Source organism: Salinibacter sp. 10B (assembly GCF_002954405.1).
GTDB lineage: Bacteria > Bacteroidota > Rhodothermia > Rhodothermales > Salinibacteraceae > Salinibacter.
In genome coordinates, this window is record NZ_MQWC01000005.1 from 198,285 (window position 1) to 213,649 (window position 15,365).

The window sequence follows — 15,365 nt, forward strand, 5'->3', positions numbered from 1 at the left end:
TCTGCTTCGATCACTCTCCCCAGGACGGCTCGCAGGACCTCTATCTATGGCCGTACTGCTTCTGATTACTGGCCTCCTCGGATGCGAAGAGGCCCCTAATGATTCGTTCCCCTACACGTCGGCAGGCCCGACAGATACATCTCTCATCACGTCCGCGACGGACACGACGAAGGGCCTCCCTGACAATCTGTATCACCGTCCCGACGAAGAGGCAAATTTCGCGAGCAAGGGAGCCACAAAGTCAGCCATTCCCTCCTCAGACATCGCCGAAATCCAGGCCGGCGTTCCGATCCGAGGCGTCATTGGGGACAGCGACCCCACCCTTCGGGACGGCTCACGGTTCGATGGATGGGTGTACCGCGGTCAGGCAGGGGAAACGATTGACATTCAGATGCGGTCGACGGTGCTAGATGCATACCTCATTCTGGCTCGGTATAGCACCGGGGGGGTTCGGTCCATTGCTAGAGACGACGACGGCGGGGGTGGCACCAACGCCCGCCTCCGCGGGGACCTGCCATCAACCGGCGTTTACCTCATTCTCGCAAACACAGCAGGCCCGGAGGGTCGTGGCTCCTACGAGCTTCTTCTTCGCTCCTCACGCGAGAGCACTGGTGCGTCGACCCGTCCGGACGAGTCGTTTCCAGCAATCTCCGTAGGTGAAACTGTGGAGGGTACTCTTGACGCTGGCGATACCCGACTGGCCTCAGGCGCCTACGTTGACGTGTATCAGTTTACTGGACGCGCCGGACAGCCGGTCGTCATAGACGTGGTCTCGACAGAGATCGATCCGCTCATAGGCCTTCTGGTACGGACCGAGAGCGGCCGGCTCGCCACTGTCGCTCGGGACGACGACAGCGGGGAGGCGCGCAATGCCCGGCTCGCCCTGAACCTTCCCCTCTCGGCGACCTATGCCGTGTGGATTGGCGCCCAAAACAGTCAGCCGGCTATTGGAGCCTATACGGTCCGCATAGGCAGTGAGACTTCCGAGTCCGATGCAGACGCGCCAGAGAGCACTCTCTTCGTCGATCGCTTGCCAACGGAGGATGGTATCGACTATGCCGAACACTATCCAGGAGATGGGGACCCAAGGGGGCGCTACGCCCTCCTCGTCGGTATTGACGACTACCCCGGCGATGAGAACGATCTACCAAGCTCCGTCGCCGATGCGACGCTGATGAAGCAGGCGCTGATCGACGTGTACGGCTTCGAGGAAGACAATATTGTTGTCCTCACCGACGGAGCAGCCACGCGGGAGCACATCCTTCACGCGTTTGTCCGGCATCTCGGGCAGGCCGGACCAGAGGGCGCAGCCGTCTTTTACTTCTCCGGTCATGGCCTGCAGGTGGGCGACAACGTTGCCCTGACGGGTGCGAACGATCCAGAAGAGGACATGAACGACGAGTCCATCGCCGTGTGGAGCGCGCCGCCGGGGCAAGGGGGGCGAGGAAGCGTGATTCTCGATGACGAGCTTGGGATCCTCGCCCGAGAACTTCCTACCGACCGAGCACTCATGATCCTGGACGCCTGCCACTCCGGGACTGGAACCCGGGGGCCTTCCGGCGATCATCCCATCAAGGAGCTCCGATGGGAAAATGTGGCGACCACCTACATCCTCCCTTCCACCCAGGCTACCGTGACGGCCCTCGCTAAAGGCCCCCTTTTGGAGACGACGGGCCAGCCTGCTCGGAGCGAGGGACATCGCTCGGCAACCGGCGCCGGAGAGATCGTGGCAGGCCCGACGGATCACGTTCTTCTGGCCGCCGCTGCCGCCAATGAGGTCGCACTGGCAAGTAGTCGGGAATGGCCGACGAAGGACGAGTCGACGGTGCGGGGAAGTGTCTTTACTTATTTCCTGACCCAGACGATGGCTGATCTCGGCCCCGGGGCGAGCCTGGAGGCGCTTATGAACCAGGTTCGCACCTTCACGGTTAACTACAGCCGCAGCCGTGCCGGTTTCACCCAAACGCCGCAGCTGGAGGGGCAGGGCGGCACGCAGCCCCTCGATGCCTTCCTTGGAGCTAAGTAGGCCTCTCGATGACGCAGTTTTCTCACTCAACTCAGTGACGAATATGCCGTACCGCTTAGGCCGACCTACTCCTTAGAAGTAGGCAAAAGCCATGAGCCGGATCGCTATCAAGGCCACAGTCGAATAGGCCCCCGCTCTTGAAGAGAGAAGACCGACCAGATCCTCTCTGGTGCTACCCTCATATTCTGAAGAATGGCGCCATAGGCAGCGATTCATCGTGAATGCCCTTCGATCTTCGCCGCCACAGGTGAAGTCTTGGGAGTCGGCAAACGCCGCGAGTCCGGCGATAGTACCTGCGGGCCAGGCCTCATCCCTCAGGAAGCTCAGGGTCCGCCTGCGGGACGCGGACGGCCACGTGGGTACCCCGTCCCTTTTCGGTTTCAACCTCCACCTTTGCGCCGAGCGCGTCTGCGAGTTTCTTCACGATCGTGAGGCCGAGGCCGACGCCCTCGTGCTCTCGATTCAGTCCCTCGGACTCCTGTTTAAACCCCTTAAAGAGCATTGGAACCTCCTCAGGATCCATTCCAATTCCGGTGTCTTCCACCTCCAGGATCGCCTCGTCCAGCTCCTCCCGTACCCGAATTTCCACTCGTCCCCCCTCGGGCGTAAATTTGATTGCGTTCTCCAGGAGGTTTTCCGCAATGTGATTCAACACCTCCTGATTTCCGAAAGCCACCACGGGACTCTCAGGAGCGTCGGTCTCCAGGTCAATCTGCTTTTTCTCTGCCTCCGGAGCAAGAATCTCTACGGCCCATTCCATAACCTTTTTGAGACGAACGGGTCGTCGGTCCAGATTTTGGGGTTCAGACTCCAGCTTTGAGAGCTCCAGAACCGAGTTGATGGTCTTCATCAGATACTGCCCCGAGTGGTAGATCTTCTCGGCGTGGGCTTTGGGCGCCCCCTCTAGAAGTTGGGTCAGAATTTTCGAGAAGCCGATAATCGACGTGATGGGAGTGCGAACCTCGTGACTCACATTTGTAAGCAGCGCGTCCTTGAGCCTACTGGCCTCCTCAGCTTCTTGCTTCGCCTTCTTGAGCTTCTCTTCCCGGCGCTTTCGCTCGGTAATGTCTCGGAAGATGCCAACAAAGAGCTCCTCGCCCTCAACCCCGACGAAGGAAGCGTTGATCTCAACAGGAATCCGGCGCCCCTTGTCGGACACGACATAGATCTGCGATCCGTCATCCAATGTGCTCAAGGTGGCTGCCTCCTCCTGGGCCGCTTCCTTATGTCGCTCGAAGAGCGCCTTGTATTTCTCCAGCTCTTCGGGGGGATGGAGTTCCGATTGGTGACGGCCAACGAGGTCGTCTACGGTTGTGTCGAACAGGGTAGCGGCGGCCCGATTGGCGTCAATGATTTTTCCCGAGGAGCTATCTGCAATGAAGACGGCGTCAGGCGCTCCTTCCAGAAGAGCGTCATACTTTTGCTGGAGAAGGTCGCTCGAAGTCTCCTGCACGTCCTCGCCCTTGGTGGATTCGATGTGTCTTGAGCGGGTGGGGGCCGATCGGATATTCCTTTCTGGACCTGTTTCGTGAACCGTAGCCGTGAGTCTCTCGACAGAATGGCGGAGCGACAAAAGAAAGAGCAAAAGGCGGGCCCTAGCGCAGACATTCTGTGCTTCCGGAGAGGAGACTGTGGGCCCGCTCCTTAGCGAATGGGGGACCTCTTCTCGATTCATCGTCTCTGTTGGGTAGCCAATACGTGATAAGAGATTACGGGCGGGACAACGATGGAAGAAAATCGTCAGGGGGCGTTCTATTCAACTCGGAAGCCAGAGAACCTGGCCCCTCCCGGCACACTGGTGGGAGATCTCCCCTCTTTGGATGTCTCCTCGTTGGGCGCGGCCTCTGGAGCGGCACTCGCCTCGGAGAAGACAATGGATCCTTTCTCTTTGGAAATGCCCTGGGCGCTTTTACCCTCAGGGCATAGCCTCCCTTGACGATCTCGTCCTCGCAGTTCTGAGAACCGGGGGTTCAAAAGTCGGCAAGGTCGTGGGAGGATGGACCTCAAAGAGGGTCAGAGAGATTATTTCGCCCAATTAAGCCTCCTCACCCGGCGGCCCCACCGCGTCGAGAGAAAGCTCTTGTCCGATCGATTTTAGATGGGTGCGGGCGAGAGGAAGGCTGCCCTGCTCTTGCTCGAGAATGAGATACGCAAAGACGCTTTCGTCAACCGGAAGGAGGCGAATCAGATGATACTGGTTTTCCATCGTGAGAAGCGCCTCCACTGGCGACTCGTCAAGCTCGAGCTGCTGGATGATGTCGGTTTTGGCCCGGACGATTTTTATCGCGCTCGCGCCAGCGAGCTCCATGTCTAGCCAACCGCCCCCCTTTGTCCCCAGGCACGTGCCAGTCTCATAGTTGACGAGGGCCGTCCCAAGAGCCCCGTCAATCGACATCGCTTTGTCCAAAAACTCCTGAATATTAGCCATTAAGTGACAATATATTTCTACTGAATCCAGTCGAGCAAAAGCGACAAAAAAGCCTCCCCCCTTCGGATCTTCGGAGGACCCGCTTACTTCGAAGCCCCTCCCGTCAACAGACGTCGGGCTAGGCGCTCCCCTCCGACCAGTTCGGCTAGATGCTCGAGTTGTCTGTCTTCGTAGGCCTGGTTGAAAATGGCAATATCCAAGGAAAGAAGCTTCTGAAAGGCACTCATTGCCTTCTCCGGCTCGGGGCTCTCTTCGACCACTTCCTCGCCGTGCTCCATGATGACGTCGATCATCGACAATGGGTAGCGCACCGGCAGTCCAATTCGGACGTGAACGTGACCAATCTCCAGCCGGTCCGCGACGTACTCCGCGTCGTACGTCCCGCCAAAGAGATCGACAAACCACGGGGCCACGAAGTCGTGATTGTCTGTATCCAGTCCCTCGAAGTACTCGGCCGTGTTTTCGTGGGCCATGAGCCGACCGTAAAAGTCGTCCGTCATCGCGTCAGCCTGCTCCTCCGCCACGTCTTTCAGATCGGCCAAGAGGTTCTTTTCCTCTTCTGTGATCTCCATCAATTCGGAGAGTTCCTCGTGAATGTTCTCGTTCTTGACAGACCAGCTCTTTCGTTCTTCGTAGTCTTCCATTGGTTTTGCTGTATTGGGATAGAATAGAAACTGCAGTGGAATAATCGGTTCGGGGGCGATCGCCCCGCGTCCGGAATCTTGTCCGCACAGCCAGCTTTTCTTCATGCTGCCTGCACTAGGTGGCACTCGCAGATGGATCGGAGAGTAACGTTTCAACCTCGTCGGTAGCCCGCCGGGCCTGCAGATTGATCATTCCAACGTTGGCGTCGGCCCCTGCCACGACGGCCAGCACGGCCTCCTCGCCTGCCCGGTAGAGGAAGACGCTGCGCTCGGTCCCCTTGATACTGGTCTCTTCCACCTCTCCGGCCGAGAGGGTCGAAGACATCCGCTCGCTCACACCAGTAGTTGTGGCCACCATGGCGGCAATCTCCTCAGCGTCCTCTCCTTGCAGCGTGTCGGTAATGACGAATCCGTCCTGAGATGCAATTACTGTCCCGATGACGCTCGGAACCTCGCTCTCGAGGGTTCCGAGCGTGGACTCGATATTTTCGATGGTTGACATGTCGAAGTGCTTGTTGTGTGAGAGTGAACGTGTATTGCTTGCAGTTTGCAAAATCAGCTCTTATTGAGCGGCGCTGTGTAGCGGGGACTCATCCCTTTCGCGCCCGCCGAAGCACAAAGGCGATGGACATCCTATCGACCTCCCCTCCTTCGTCATTCCGGAGCTCTACGCGATCGAGGGTCCATCCCTGCTCAAATGCGGCGTTGAGCACAGTCAAGCGCCCTTCTGAGGCCCCCTCCGCCGAGCGAGTCACCACGCGCGTGTCTCCGTCCCTGCCGAATTTGAAGCGGTCGCCCGAATCCTCGAATACACTCGGATCAGTGGTTTCACCGACCCGACTGGCTTCGCCCGTTTCAACGAGAGAGCGGCTTTCAGCGTCAGCGTCTTCGCCGTCGACGGCCGCGCCCTCGTCGGTCGACTCGTCGGCGTGAGTCTCGGGGTCGACATCGCCAGTGCTGTCGTCCTCCTCACCGGCGCCTTCGTCGGAAGGGGGAGCCAATGGATCGTCCTGAAGAAGGGGATCATCTTTTCGTGAACCGAAGGGGGCCATCGTGAAGGAGAAAACCTGTGGCGAGAGATTGACGGGAGACATGCGCCGGGCTTACGCTTTGCTCGCCGCCGAGACACCGTTGCTTGAAGCACTGCTGTTTGCCTGGGCACCAGTTGCCTGGACGCTGCCGTTCTCTCCTCCGTTCATAAGATCCCCATAGACCGAGTTGTACTGCTGAAGTCGCCGCTCGATCTCGTCGATCACGCGATCGTAGTCTTGGGCAGCCGTCGAGTCGGAGGCGTATTGGAAGATGTCCTTGTTTCGGTTCTGCGCCTCGTCGACAGCCGGGTCCCGACGAATCTCCGTCTCGAAGACTTTTCCTCCGTAGTGATCGCGGACCTTTTGGATAGACTCGGGCACCTCGCCTTCGCTCCGATCCACCATCGTGAGAAGCACGCCCAGAATGGGCGCCGCTTCCCCGAGGCCCCGTCGCACACGCCGCACCGTCTTGCCAAGGCTCACAACCCCCTCCAGCGCCAGGTACGAAGGGGCCACAGGAATAATGAAGGCGTCGGCCGCCACCAGCGAACAGACCGAGAGGATTGAGGTCGAGGGGGCACAGTCGATCAAGATCGTCTGGTACCGATCCTCTACCGTCGAAAGCACCTCTCGAAGCCGGTACTGTCCCCGCTCTTGCTCCTTGAGTCGCACGTCGGCATTGGCCAGTTCAAGGGATCCAGTAATCAGGTCTACCCCCTCGAGGCTGGTTGACCGGATCGCTTCTTCGACGGGTGTTTTGCCGAAGAGAACCTCCGCAGAGGAAGGCTTCAGATCGTTTTGTCCGACACCGAGGGAAAGGGAGGCCGATCCCTGACTGTCCAGGTCCACCAACAGAACACGGCGGCCGCGGCGCGCCAGTCCGGCGGCGACGTTGACGGTGGTCGTCGTCTTTCCGACGCCCCCCTTGTTGTTGATTACCGGAATGGTCTTAAGCATAGTATCGCTGCGGCAGTTGTAGGCTAATGTACCTGCTCTGTTAAAGACGCTTTCAATAACTAAGCCAGGGCTCCTTCCATAAGAACAGCCGTCGGCAAACCACATGGCCACCGCCTGATTTCCTGATTAAACAAAAGGCGCAGATAACAAAACGAAGGGCCTTTTGCAGGAGGAGTGGGGATCCTTTCGCTTCAAGATTTACAGTTCTGCAATAAATCTAACCGTAAGGCAGAATCGGCACATTTTTTTCGAAACATAAAACCCTTAAACCGCTTTGATGTAAATTATTATTGACTGTGGAACGTTAAGCGTGATACTTCTTTCTATTCTCCACTTTCTCCCATTAGGACAAAATAATTACCCCAAGTGGGTAATACTGAAAAGTACGTAACGGGAGACCGCTTCCGTCGAATTGCCGAGGAAATGTTCGACGGAAACGCCAGTGAACTGGCCCGAGCCCTGGCTATGCAGCCCTCGAGCTTCTATAAGTATCTAAACGGAGAGCGACAACCCGGCGCATCGGTTCTTCGGCGCCTTACCCAGCTGGGTGTTGACCTGCACTGGTTTCTGACCGGAAGCGGATCGATGGTGCGCGACAACTCCCACCTTAATACGCTTCCTCCCGTTGATAGCACGGAGACTCAACGCAAAGGGACCCAGCGCCAAGAGACTCCCGACGTTGAGGTCTCTGATCAAACGCCCCATCGCGTGATGCTCACCCGCGTCGTTGTAGAGGAGGACGGAAGCCCCCGCCTCAAAGACATCGAAATTGAAGAGTGGCTTAGCGAGTCCCTGATTCGACAAACCTACGGCGTCGACCCCTCGATACTGCGGGTCTTTCGAGTCTCGGGCGACGCAATGAAGGAGATTCTCTGTCCTGGAGACCGCATTCGCGCAGCCCTCTGGCAGGGGGAAGCGCTGACCGACGGTTCGATCTATTTGTTCTACCAAGATCCTGGTGGGGTCCTGGTTCGTCGGGTCTGGATCGACGGGAGCCAGGTCCGGCTTGTCGCGGAGCATTCTGAGGTGCCAGCCCGCACCCTCGAGACCGGTTCTTGGTCCAATGATTTCCGCCCAATAGCCCGGGTCCTGGAAGTGATTCGACCGTTGTGACGGAGTTGAGTAGGGTCACTTGAGATGGGGAGTCTTTGAGTGGGCAGGAGCAGTCCCTCAAACATTTGGTTGAGGAAACCGCTCTACGACGCTCGCGCCCCCAAGCGAGCGGGCCCGGATTGCTTCCAGCGTGGACTGAGGGCAGGAATGGCGATATCCGTTTCGATCAAATCCTGCTTCGCCCGTAGCGTCTCCGAACAATTCCAGCCGAGAGTTCACGGATATTGTCGAGAACTGCCGTCGAGCCGGTGAGCTGCTTTCCCTTCCCTGTCAGACTTGACCGCTCTTCTGTGTGCTGACGCCATCGAGCGTCCCCAACATCACGGCCACCATTGGCGTACCCCACCTGTACCTGGGCATCCACTGGCTGACAGACGTGCTCGCGAGGTGAACCATTGGGACGATGTGGCCCCTCCCCTGTTGGCTCGGAACGCCCTAGAAACGGCGTGGCAATGCATAATGAAACGAATCATCGGCCCGATAAGCGTTTCCGGATCGGTGCGGTCAACTGGTCCACGCCGCCGCCCAGTCACCAGCAGCATGGCCTTTCCAACCGGATCCGATCCTCTCAGAGGGTATCCTGCCAGACCGAATCCGCATTTTCGGTGGAGCTACCAGGATGCTGGAGCCTCTGGTTAGTCGCTCAGGATGCATCTGGCGTACGACGCTGCGTTCGGGGACAGGCTGGCGTACAGGACGCAGTTTGACGCCCCCCTTCGCTCGGAGGTGAACCCTCTCTACGACGGTACTCCCCTCGTAACTGAAAGGTGTAATGTCCGATCCCCCGTCCCGGATGCGTATTAATGGATGAGGCTGGAAACGATTAAGAAGCCTCCCCCCGCTTCGCAGACAGATGCCTGCCTCGCCTCAATGAAAGCAAACTTTTCCATGGCAAGGGCCCCGCGCTTGACGAGAGGCGGGATGGAGGATCTTTTCATTCCAGAATCTTGGAGAAGCACATTCCCCTATTTCAGTTTCGGTGGCCTGTCTCGCTGAAGATCCGAGGGCAGGTCGCTTGCGGCTCCTTTCCCGAACAGATTACTCTGATGACCTATTTTCGTCTCCCTCGCCCGGTCAATCTGTTGATCGTCTCCGGCCTTCTGCTTGTCCTTTCGTCGTGTGACGTCGCTCCCTCCCCAGAAGAACACCCCGACCCCAACGTGGAGGGCATTGAGAAACAGGTGCAAGAGATTCTTGGAGAGCAGGTTACAGCATTTCAGATTCGAGAGATTGACGTCGCTGAGCTTACCGAACAACTCCAGGCGGGAGAAGCACAGGTGCCGATCGCAACTCCTGACACGGAGATGGTCGAAAGCCAGATGGAGGCCCGACCGGCGAACCTGCGCCCCGATAGCGTCGCCACGGGCGTCCTGCGCCAAGGCCCCGAAACCGCCGAACGAGTGCCTCTTCCACCGGAGCGGAGCTTTGTCGTCGGCCAGTGTGGTCAGGGAGGAGCAGTCCCCTGTGGGGGGCTGACGATCCTGGACCAGGACCAGACGATGCTCCGAGGGTTTGTGAAACACTCGGACTTCGGGTCCAGCTTCATTCAGTCGGTCAACCACGTACTCGGGACCGACCAACACCCAAATCTACACGTCGTCTACAACGTCAAGCACACTGAACCTCCTGTCTTTAGTGAGGAGGAGTCGCCAAAACCGGACTACCCAGAATCGGAAATCGGAAAGGCCTCTAGTAAGATCGAGGGGAAAACGTCTGTGGTCCTCGACGGAGATGTCGAGTTCTATGAGATCAACCCAAATACCGTCTGGCGCCGGCAGGAGAGCCTGCTGCTTGCCGTGCGGCTCACAACCCAGCTCATCGAACCGAACACGAGCGACACCTGGAAGCTTGAGCTTACCGTAGCCGGACAAGAGGTCTGGACCTCTGGCGGGCCGTCGACGGACAACGGTGAAGACCTGATCAATCGTCTCGAGGATCCGGGCTACTATCTTCTGCATTCCCTCTCCAAAAAGCAGATGCATCTTTTCCTTCTCGGATACGACGTGGCCAACCCCGAGAATGGAAGTCTCGACTACGGTCTTCTTGGTAAAGCCGGGGGAATCGGTCACAAAAAGGGCGGATGGGGACGGTGGAGCCGCGCCCCCACCTCAGTTACGGACAACCATCTTTTCAGCGAGGCCCGATCCTCGCAGAGTTGGTACCTGAAGGCGACCACCTTGACCCACGAGGTCGGTCACCTCATTGGGGGGCTTCACGGCAAAGCAATCTCAAGTGGCTGCTCGGGATCGAGTTGTGGGCGGTCAATCATGAACGGGACAGCCAACGGGAACGAGGAATTTTTCTTCAGCGATGATAACGACCAGCGAATCAACACCGTGATCGACGCAACCCTCCCGTAGCTCCTGCGATTGGACCGGACTGGTGGGTGATTTGTCGCCATACCGCCAAGAGCCTTTCCGACAGGCGAGCGCCTCTCGTACGAAGGGCTCGCTGGAGTCCTTTCGGGCTAGGCACTGTCTGATAAAAAGCCTGTATGAACGGTTCGCACAGGTTCTAGGACCAAGCGGGCCGTTCTGCCATGCCTCGACGCCGCTATGAACTCACCGACGAGCAGTATGAACGTATAGAGCACCTCCTGCCGAAGGTTGAAGGCCGGGGCTGCCCGTACAACAACCACCGAGAGGTCATCAATGGCATCTTTTGGATCCTGCGCTCCGGGGCCCCTTGGCGGGACATGCCTGAACGGTATGGCAACTGGAAGACTGTTTATGACCGGTTCCGGCGCTGGGCCGAAGATGGCACCCTTGAGTCGATTGTACGGCACCTGCAGGGTGAACTCGACGCCGAGGGCCGTATCGACTGGAGCCAGTTCAACGTGGATAGCACCATCGTTCAAGCAGCCAGGGCCGCCGCTGGTGGGCCGAACGATAGTAAAAAGGGGACCGAACCAAGCGAGACGAAGGAATAGGACCTGCCCTTGGCTACAGTCGAGGCGGGTTCTCCACCAAGGTCCACCTGCTGACGGATCGGCAAGGCCTTCCGCTGAAAACGGTTCTGTCAGCAGGTCAGCGCCACGAGGCGGCCTTCTTCACCGACTTGATGGACGAGGTATCGGTCCCTCGGTCCCGAGGACGGCCTCGCAAGCGCCCTGAGGCGGTTGCTGGGGATCGGGCCTACGATGCCGACTGGATCCGGCAGTGGTGCGCGGACAAAGGAATCGAGTCGGCAATCCCCGTCCGCGAAAACATGCGAGACGGCCCTGGGCGCCCGCCGACCTGCGATGACCGGAGGTACCGCGACCGAAATACAGTCGAGCGCTGTGTCGGCCACCTCAAGGAGCGCCGGCGCCTGGTGGTTCGGTATGAAAAGAAAGCGAGTCACTACAAAGCCATGATCCTCTGGGCGTTCGTCGAGAAATACCTGAATCGATAATTATCAGACGCAGCCTAGTCAATGGCTATTCAGATAAACCGTCCATTCTGCGAGAGTATGAGCGGCTGGGCAGTGTCTAGCCCTTCGACAATGGCTTCAAGTCGAAGCGCGAAACGTCGAAGGCGACGTTGAGGGCGACACCTTCCGGCGCCCTCTACCAAGAAGAGGCCGAAACCTTTCAGGCCAATCCGGCCGAGGGGATTGGGCTCTGATGTATAACAGCATCTCCTCGTTGCTTACGAGCAATCGCTCGCGCCCGCCGTGCCGGTTGTGCCGAAGGTTGCGACGGCTGCTTTCGATGCGGAAAGCGGATCAGGATAGAAAGGGTAAGGCATCACCTCCCCTTTGACCTGCCCCGGTTTGGTGGTTCTCGTCAGCGCACAATGGTGAGCTTTCGAGTCTTTGACGCGCCGCCAGCGGTGAGCTGCAGAATGTACACTCCGCTTGCTATCCCGCTCACGTCAAGGGTTTGTTCATACCGCCCAGCTTCCGCACCTGCGTCGACCGTGTGCACCTGACGCCCCATCACGTCGTAGAGCGTCAACTCCACCTCCGATCCGATGTCTTCCGGCAGTGCAAACCGTACCTGCGTCTGGGTCCGGACGGGGTTTGGCGCGGGGGCCAAAAGCTTCACTTCATCAGCTACTCTTCTCCGGATGACTGTCCGGTCGGAAAAGCTCGTCGATCCGTCGAGATCCACCTGTTTGAGACGATAGACCAGCGAGTCGGTCTCGAAGGGAAGATTTGAGTCCCGAAAACGGTAGGATTGAGGGTTCGAGGTTGTACCTCCGGTGGCCTTGCTTTCCACGAATCCGAGTCGCTTCCACGATCCCGAGGAAGTGAGTCTTTGAATGGCGAACCCGGCGTTGTTTTGTTCGGAAGCTGTCCGCCAGGAAAGAAAAACATCGCTTTCCTCGATTTGCCCCTCGAATGCCGTAAACTCGACGGGAAGAGGGTCCCCAAGCGACTCATGAGCCCCGAAGTCAACGGGAGGGCCCCCGTTTGGGGTATTCCCCGTGTCCGAAACCCCACTCACGTCGTGGTTGCGAGTATTTCCTCCAATGTCGTTTCCTTTGGAGATTGCAGAGTTGTCTCCTGCATCAATAGCCACGGAAGCCCCTCCGCCCGACCCCGGTCCCTGAAGCCGAAAATCGTCGTCATTGGTCCCAAACTTCCCGTCCGGTCCGGCTCCATCGTTTGATCCCGCAAACTGTGGGTTTTCGTCGCGAAGATTGGTCCCGCAGCTTACCCCCGAGGGACATCCTCCCCCGATGATTGAGTACCTGGCAAAGGCAGAAGCATCGGAGACGTAGATTTCATTCTCCGTTCCCGAGCCGTTTCCGTCCGCGTCGGCGGTGTTATTCCAGAGAATCGTGTTGGTAAAAGTCGGGCTCGCGGACCCGTTCGAAGCCTCTCGACGAACGGAGATTGCTCCTCCCGATTCATTGGCTTCGTTTCCGGTGAAGGTGACGTTGGTAAAGGTCGGTTCGGCGACCGGATTTCCCTGACTCATTCGCGTTCTGATATCGACCGCGCCCCCGTCCAATGCTGCCGAATTGCCGGAGAAGATCGAGTTTACTACCGATGGATTGGCCGTTCCTCCGTTCTGAGTCAAAGCAATAAGACCGCCCCCACTCGACTCCGAGAGTCCGGTTGCGCTGTTCCCCAGAAACTTTACGTCGGTGAAGGTGGGAGAAGCAACGGCGGGATTTCCATTGTCGTCTGTATCGTTGGCAAAAATGTCCACCGCACCTCCCTGTCCAGCTTGGTTCGAGGAGAAGGTCACATCAGAGATCTCTGGACGTGCCTCTCCTCCTTCATTAGCACGAACGACCAGTGCTCCTCCTTGCTGGTCGGCATCATTTGAGCTAAAGCTTGAGGAGCTAAGGGAAAGCTCTGCAGCGCTTGCTCTTCCATCGTCACTCGTGGTGTCTGCCCCTACCGCAATGGCTCCGGCCCGGTAAGCATTGTTCTGAGAGAATTCTGAATCCGTGACCTCGGAACCGTCAAATCCTCCGTCAAAGGCAGCAATATAGACGGCCGCTCCTTCATTCGCACTGTTGTTCGAGAATGACGAGTTTTCGATGGTTGCTCGGGTCTCGCTTCGGTCTTGGCCGTCGGGAATGGCGCTGAGGAGACTAATTGCCCCCCCTCCAAGAGTATCGTCTCCCTGCTGGTCGTCTCCATCTCGTTTTCCATTTCCAACAAACTCGCAGTTCGTGAAATGGGGATTTGCAGTAGCACCAAGCCACAGAGAAGATTGGAAAGCGCCACCAAATTTTTCAGTTATGTTATCCTCGAACCTCGTTCCTGTAATTGTGGGACTGATCTCTCCTCCAAACGCAACCATTTCAATTCCTCCTCCATCATTCCCGGAGTAGTTATTTGTAAACTCTCCTTGGTCAATAGAGGGGTTAGAGGTCCCGTCGCTTCCATTGCCAATCATCCCGCCCCCCAATTCCTCAGCGACGTTCCACCGGATAACAGAATTGGTGAGTGAAGGACTCGACACTCCTCCCGAAGTCCCTTGGTTAGAGAGGCCGCCTCCGTTCACTGCGCGGTTTCCCTGCATGGTCACGTTCGTAAGGGCTGGACTGCATTTTTTGCCGGATCCGGAACCATTGCAGAGCAAACCTCCTCCAGTTTTTTTCAGATCGGTCCCGTCGGCTTTTCCGGCCGTTACGGTTACCCCATCCAGAATCGTCATCGAAGTGATGTTCTCACTTCCCGTCCCGTCGAGAAGAACGACGTGAGTGGCATTCGTCCCGTTGATGTGGTCGGTCTGTGTCGGGGTCGAGCTGTCGTTGTCACTGTCGGTGTTTGGCCTCAACACGTCGTCATCCTCCCCGATGTCTCCGGAAAGGCTCACGACGTTAGCCGAGGGGTCCCGAGACGACCGGCTCGACTCGTTTCCCTCAAATCCCCCGTAGATTGCTACTCCATCACGGGTGAGGGTAAAGCTCGTGTCCGAGTCGGCCATGTGTTCGGTTGAGCCGTCTCCATCGTTGTCCACGTTATCCACGTCGGGATAGTAGGTCCCTTCTGCGATCCAGATCTCAACGTCGGTTCCTGGGTTGGCGTTGGCCTGATCAAAAGCGTCCTGGAGGGCCGGGTATGCACTTCCCCAGGAAGTGCCATCCCCCGAGGCAGATGCATCTACGTCAACGTGGATTATGGTTTGGGCTTGTCCTGGAACGGCTGTAAGAACAGAAGAAATGAGCAATACGAAAAGCAGTAAGAGGGAGTAGCGAATTGGACTCATGTGGGGCATGTGGGGAGAAAATCAGTGTCATCGGCGAGAGGAAGCATCCGGCAATATGTTCTCCTTCTATTGCATGTTCGTAGATTTATCCCGATAACAGTAAATTTCAGGCTTTCCGGAGGGAGAATTTCTTTTCTCCTTCAGAAGGCACATCTACCTTCAAAAACCCCGCCATGTAATCAATTTTCAGCGGGTTCTAAATACTGAGTGCGGCTAAAAACTAGACTGCGAACCGAGAGTCTCAATCAAGCGGGTCGGACTTTCCTTTGGGGCCACTCCCCTTCCTTCTGGGCAGCCCAACCCTGTCGGGGCATCTGCGTGATCAGCCTGTCAACTGAGCACAGAGCAGGTACACCTCCGCACTGGATATCAAGACGCAATAAGAGCGAGGACATGATGCTCACTGAAGGGGCATCAGATGAACAGCACAGCCCCGCCCTCCCTTTCAAGGCGGTCTCGTCCCGCAAGTCGAGAGAGGTGGCGTGGGGTCTTTCCCCTTTAGATACTGTTT

12 protein-coding genes are annotated in these 15,365 nt (G+C 57.6%); 5 read left to right on the plus strand and 7 right to left on the minus strand.

All coding sequences use genetic code 11. The features are described 5' to 3' along the window. The first annotated feature begins 46 nt into the window (after positions 1 to 46). Complete coding sequence (locus tag BSZ35_RS18510; RefSeq protein WP_181149484.1) at positions 47 to 2,026, plus strand: caspase family protein; 1,980 nt, start codon at positions 47 to 49, stop codon at positions 2,024 to 2,026. Between the two features lie 307 nt (positions 2,027 to 2,333). On the opposite strand, the gene BSZ35_RS18515 is transcribed toward BSZ35_RS18510, so the two are convergent. The 6 genes from BSZ35_RS18515 to BSZ35_RS18540 all read right to left on the minus strand — a co-directional run bounded on the left by BSZ35_RS18515 (position 2,334) and on the right by BSZ35_RS18540 (position 7,086). Next, on the minus strand, positions 2,334 to 3,479 hold the full coding sequence (locus BSZ35_RS18515) for a PAS domain-containing sensor histidine kinase (protein WP_181149486.1): 1,146 nt from the start codon (positions 3,477 to 3,479) through the stop codon (positions 2,334 to 2,336). A gap of 582 nt (positions 3,480 to 4,061) precedes the next feature. Next, on the minus strand, positions 4,062 to 4,454 hold the full coding sequence (locus BSZ35_RS18520) for a hypothetical protein (RefSeq protein WP_105014089.1): 393 nt from the start codon (positions 4,452 to 4,454) through the stop codon (positions 4,062 to 4,064). Positions 4,455 to 4,537: 83 nt separating this feature from the next. After that, on the minus strand, positions 4,538 to 5,098 hold the full coding sequence (locus BSZ35_RS18525) for a protoglobin domain-containing protein (protein WP_105014154.1): 561 nt from the start codon (positions 5,096 to 5,098) through the stop codon (positions 4,538 to 4,540). Positions 5,099 to 5,213: 115 nt separating this feature from the next. Beyond that, a complete protein-coding gene (locus BSZ35_RS18530) occupies positions 5,214 to 5,600 on the minus strand; it encodes a roadblock/LC7 domain-containing protein (protein WP_105014090.1) in 387 nt (128 codons plus the stop codon). Between the two features lie 88 nt (positions 5,601 to 5,688). Next, the gene (locus BSZ35_RS18535) at positions 5,689 to 6,192 is read right to left on the minus strand and encodes a hypothetical protein (protein WP_146110176.1); all 504 of its coding nucleotides are present in this window, start codon (positions 6,190 to 6,192) and stop codon (positions 5,689 to 5,691) included. A gap of 9 nt (positions 6,193 to 6,201) precedes the next feature. Continuing rightward, positions 6,202 to 7,086 carry an AAA family ATPase gene (locus BSZ35_RS18540; protein WP_181149488.1) on the minus strand — a complete coding sequence of 295 codons (885 nt, stop codon included), beginning with the start codon at positions 7,084 to 7,086 and terminating at the stop codon, positions 6,202 to 6,204. 366 nt (positions 7,087 to 7,452) lie between these two features. Here BSZ35_RS18540 and BSZ35_RS18545 point away from each other — a divergent pair, with 366 nt between their 5' ends. From BSZ35_RS18545 to BSZ35_RS18560, 4 genes are all read left to right on the plus strand, one after another. Beyond that, complete coding sequence (locus tag BSZ35_RS18545) at positions 7,453 to 8,199, plus strand: S24 family peptidase (protein WP_146110177.1); 747 nt, start codon at positions 7,453 to 7,455, stop codon at positions 8,197 to 8,199. Between the two features lie 1,046 nt (positions 8,200 to 9,245). Further along, on the plus strand, positions 9,246 to 10,559 hold the full coding sequence (locus tag BSZ35_RS18550; RefSeq protein ID WP_146110178.1) for a M12 family metallo-peptidase: 1,314 nt from the start codon (positions 9,246 to 9,248) through the stop codon (positions 10,557 to 10,559). Positions 10,560 to 10,738: 179 nt separating this feature from the next. Beyond that, entirely contained in the window at positions 10,739 to 11,128 is a 390-nt protein-coding gene (locus BSZ35_RS18555; RefSeq protein WP_105014095.1) for an IS5 family transposase, read from the plus strand. Beyond that, the gene (locus BSZ35_RS18560) at positions 11,125 to 11,592 is read left to right on the plus strand and encodes an IS5 family transposase (protein WP_105014096.1); all 468 of its coding nucleotides are present in this window, start codon (positions 11,125 to 11,127) and stop codon (positions 11,590 to 11,592) included. The genes BSZ35_RS18555 and BSZ35_RS18560 overlap by 4 nt, the downstream gene beginning before the upstream one ends. A 373-nt stretch (positions 11,593 to 11,965) precedes the next feature. On the opposite strand, the gene BSZ35_RS18565 is transcribed toward BSZ35_RS18560, so the two are convergent. Continuing rightward, the gene (locus BSZ35_RS18565) at positions 11,966 to 14,854 is read right to left on the minus strand and encodes a T9SS type A sorting domain-containing protein (RefSeq protein WP_181149490.1); all 2,889 of its coding nucleotides are present in this window, start codon (positions 14,852 to 14,854) and stop codon (positions 11,966 to 11,968) included. Positions 14,855 to 15,365: the final 511 nt, after the last annotated feature.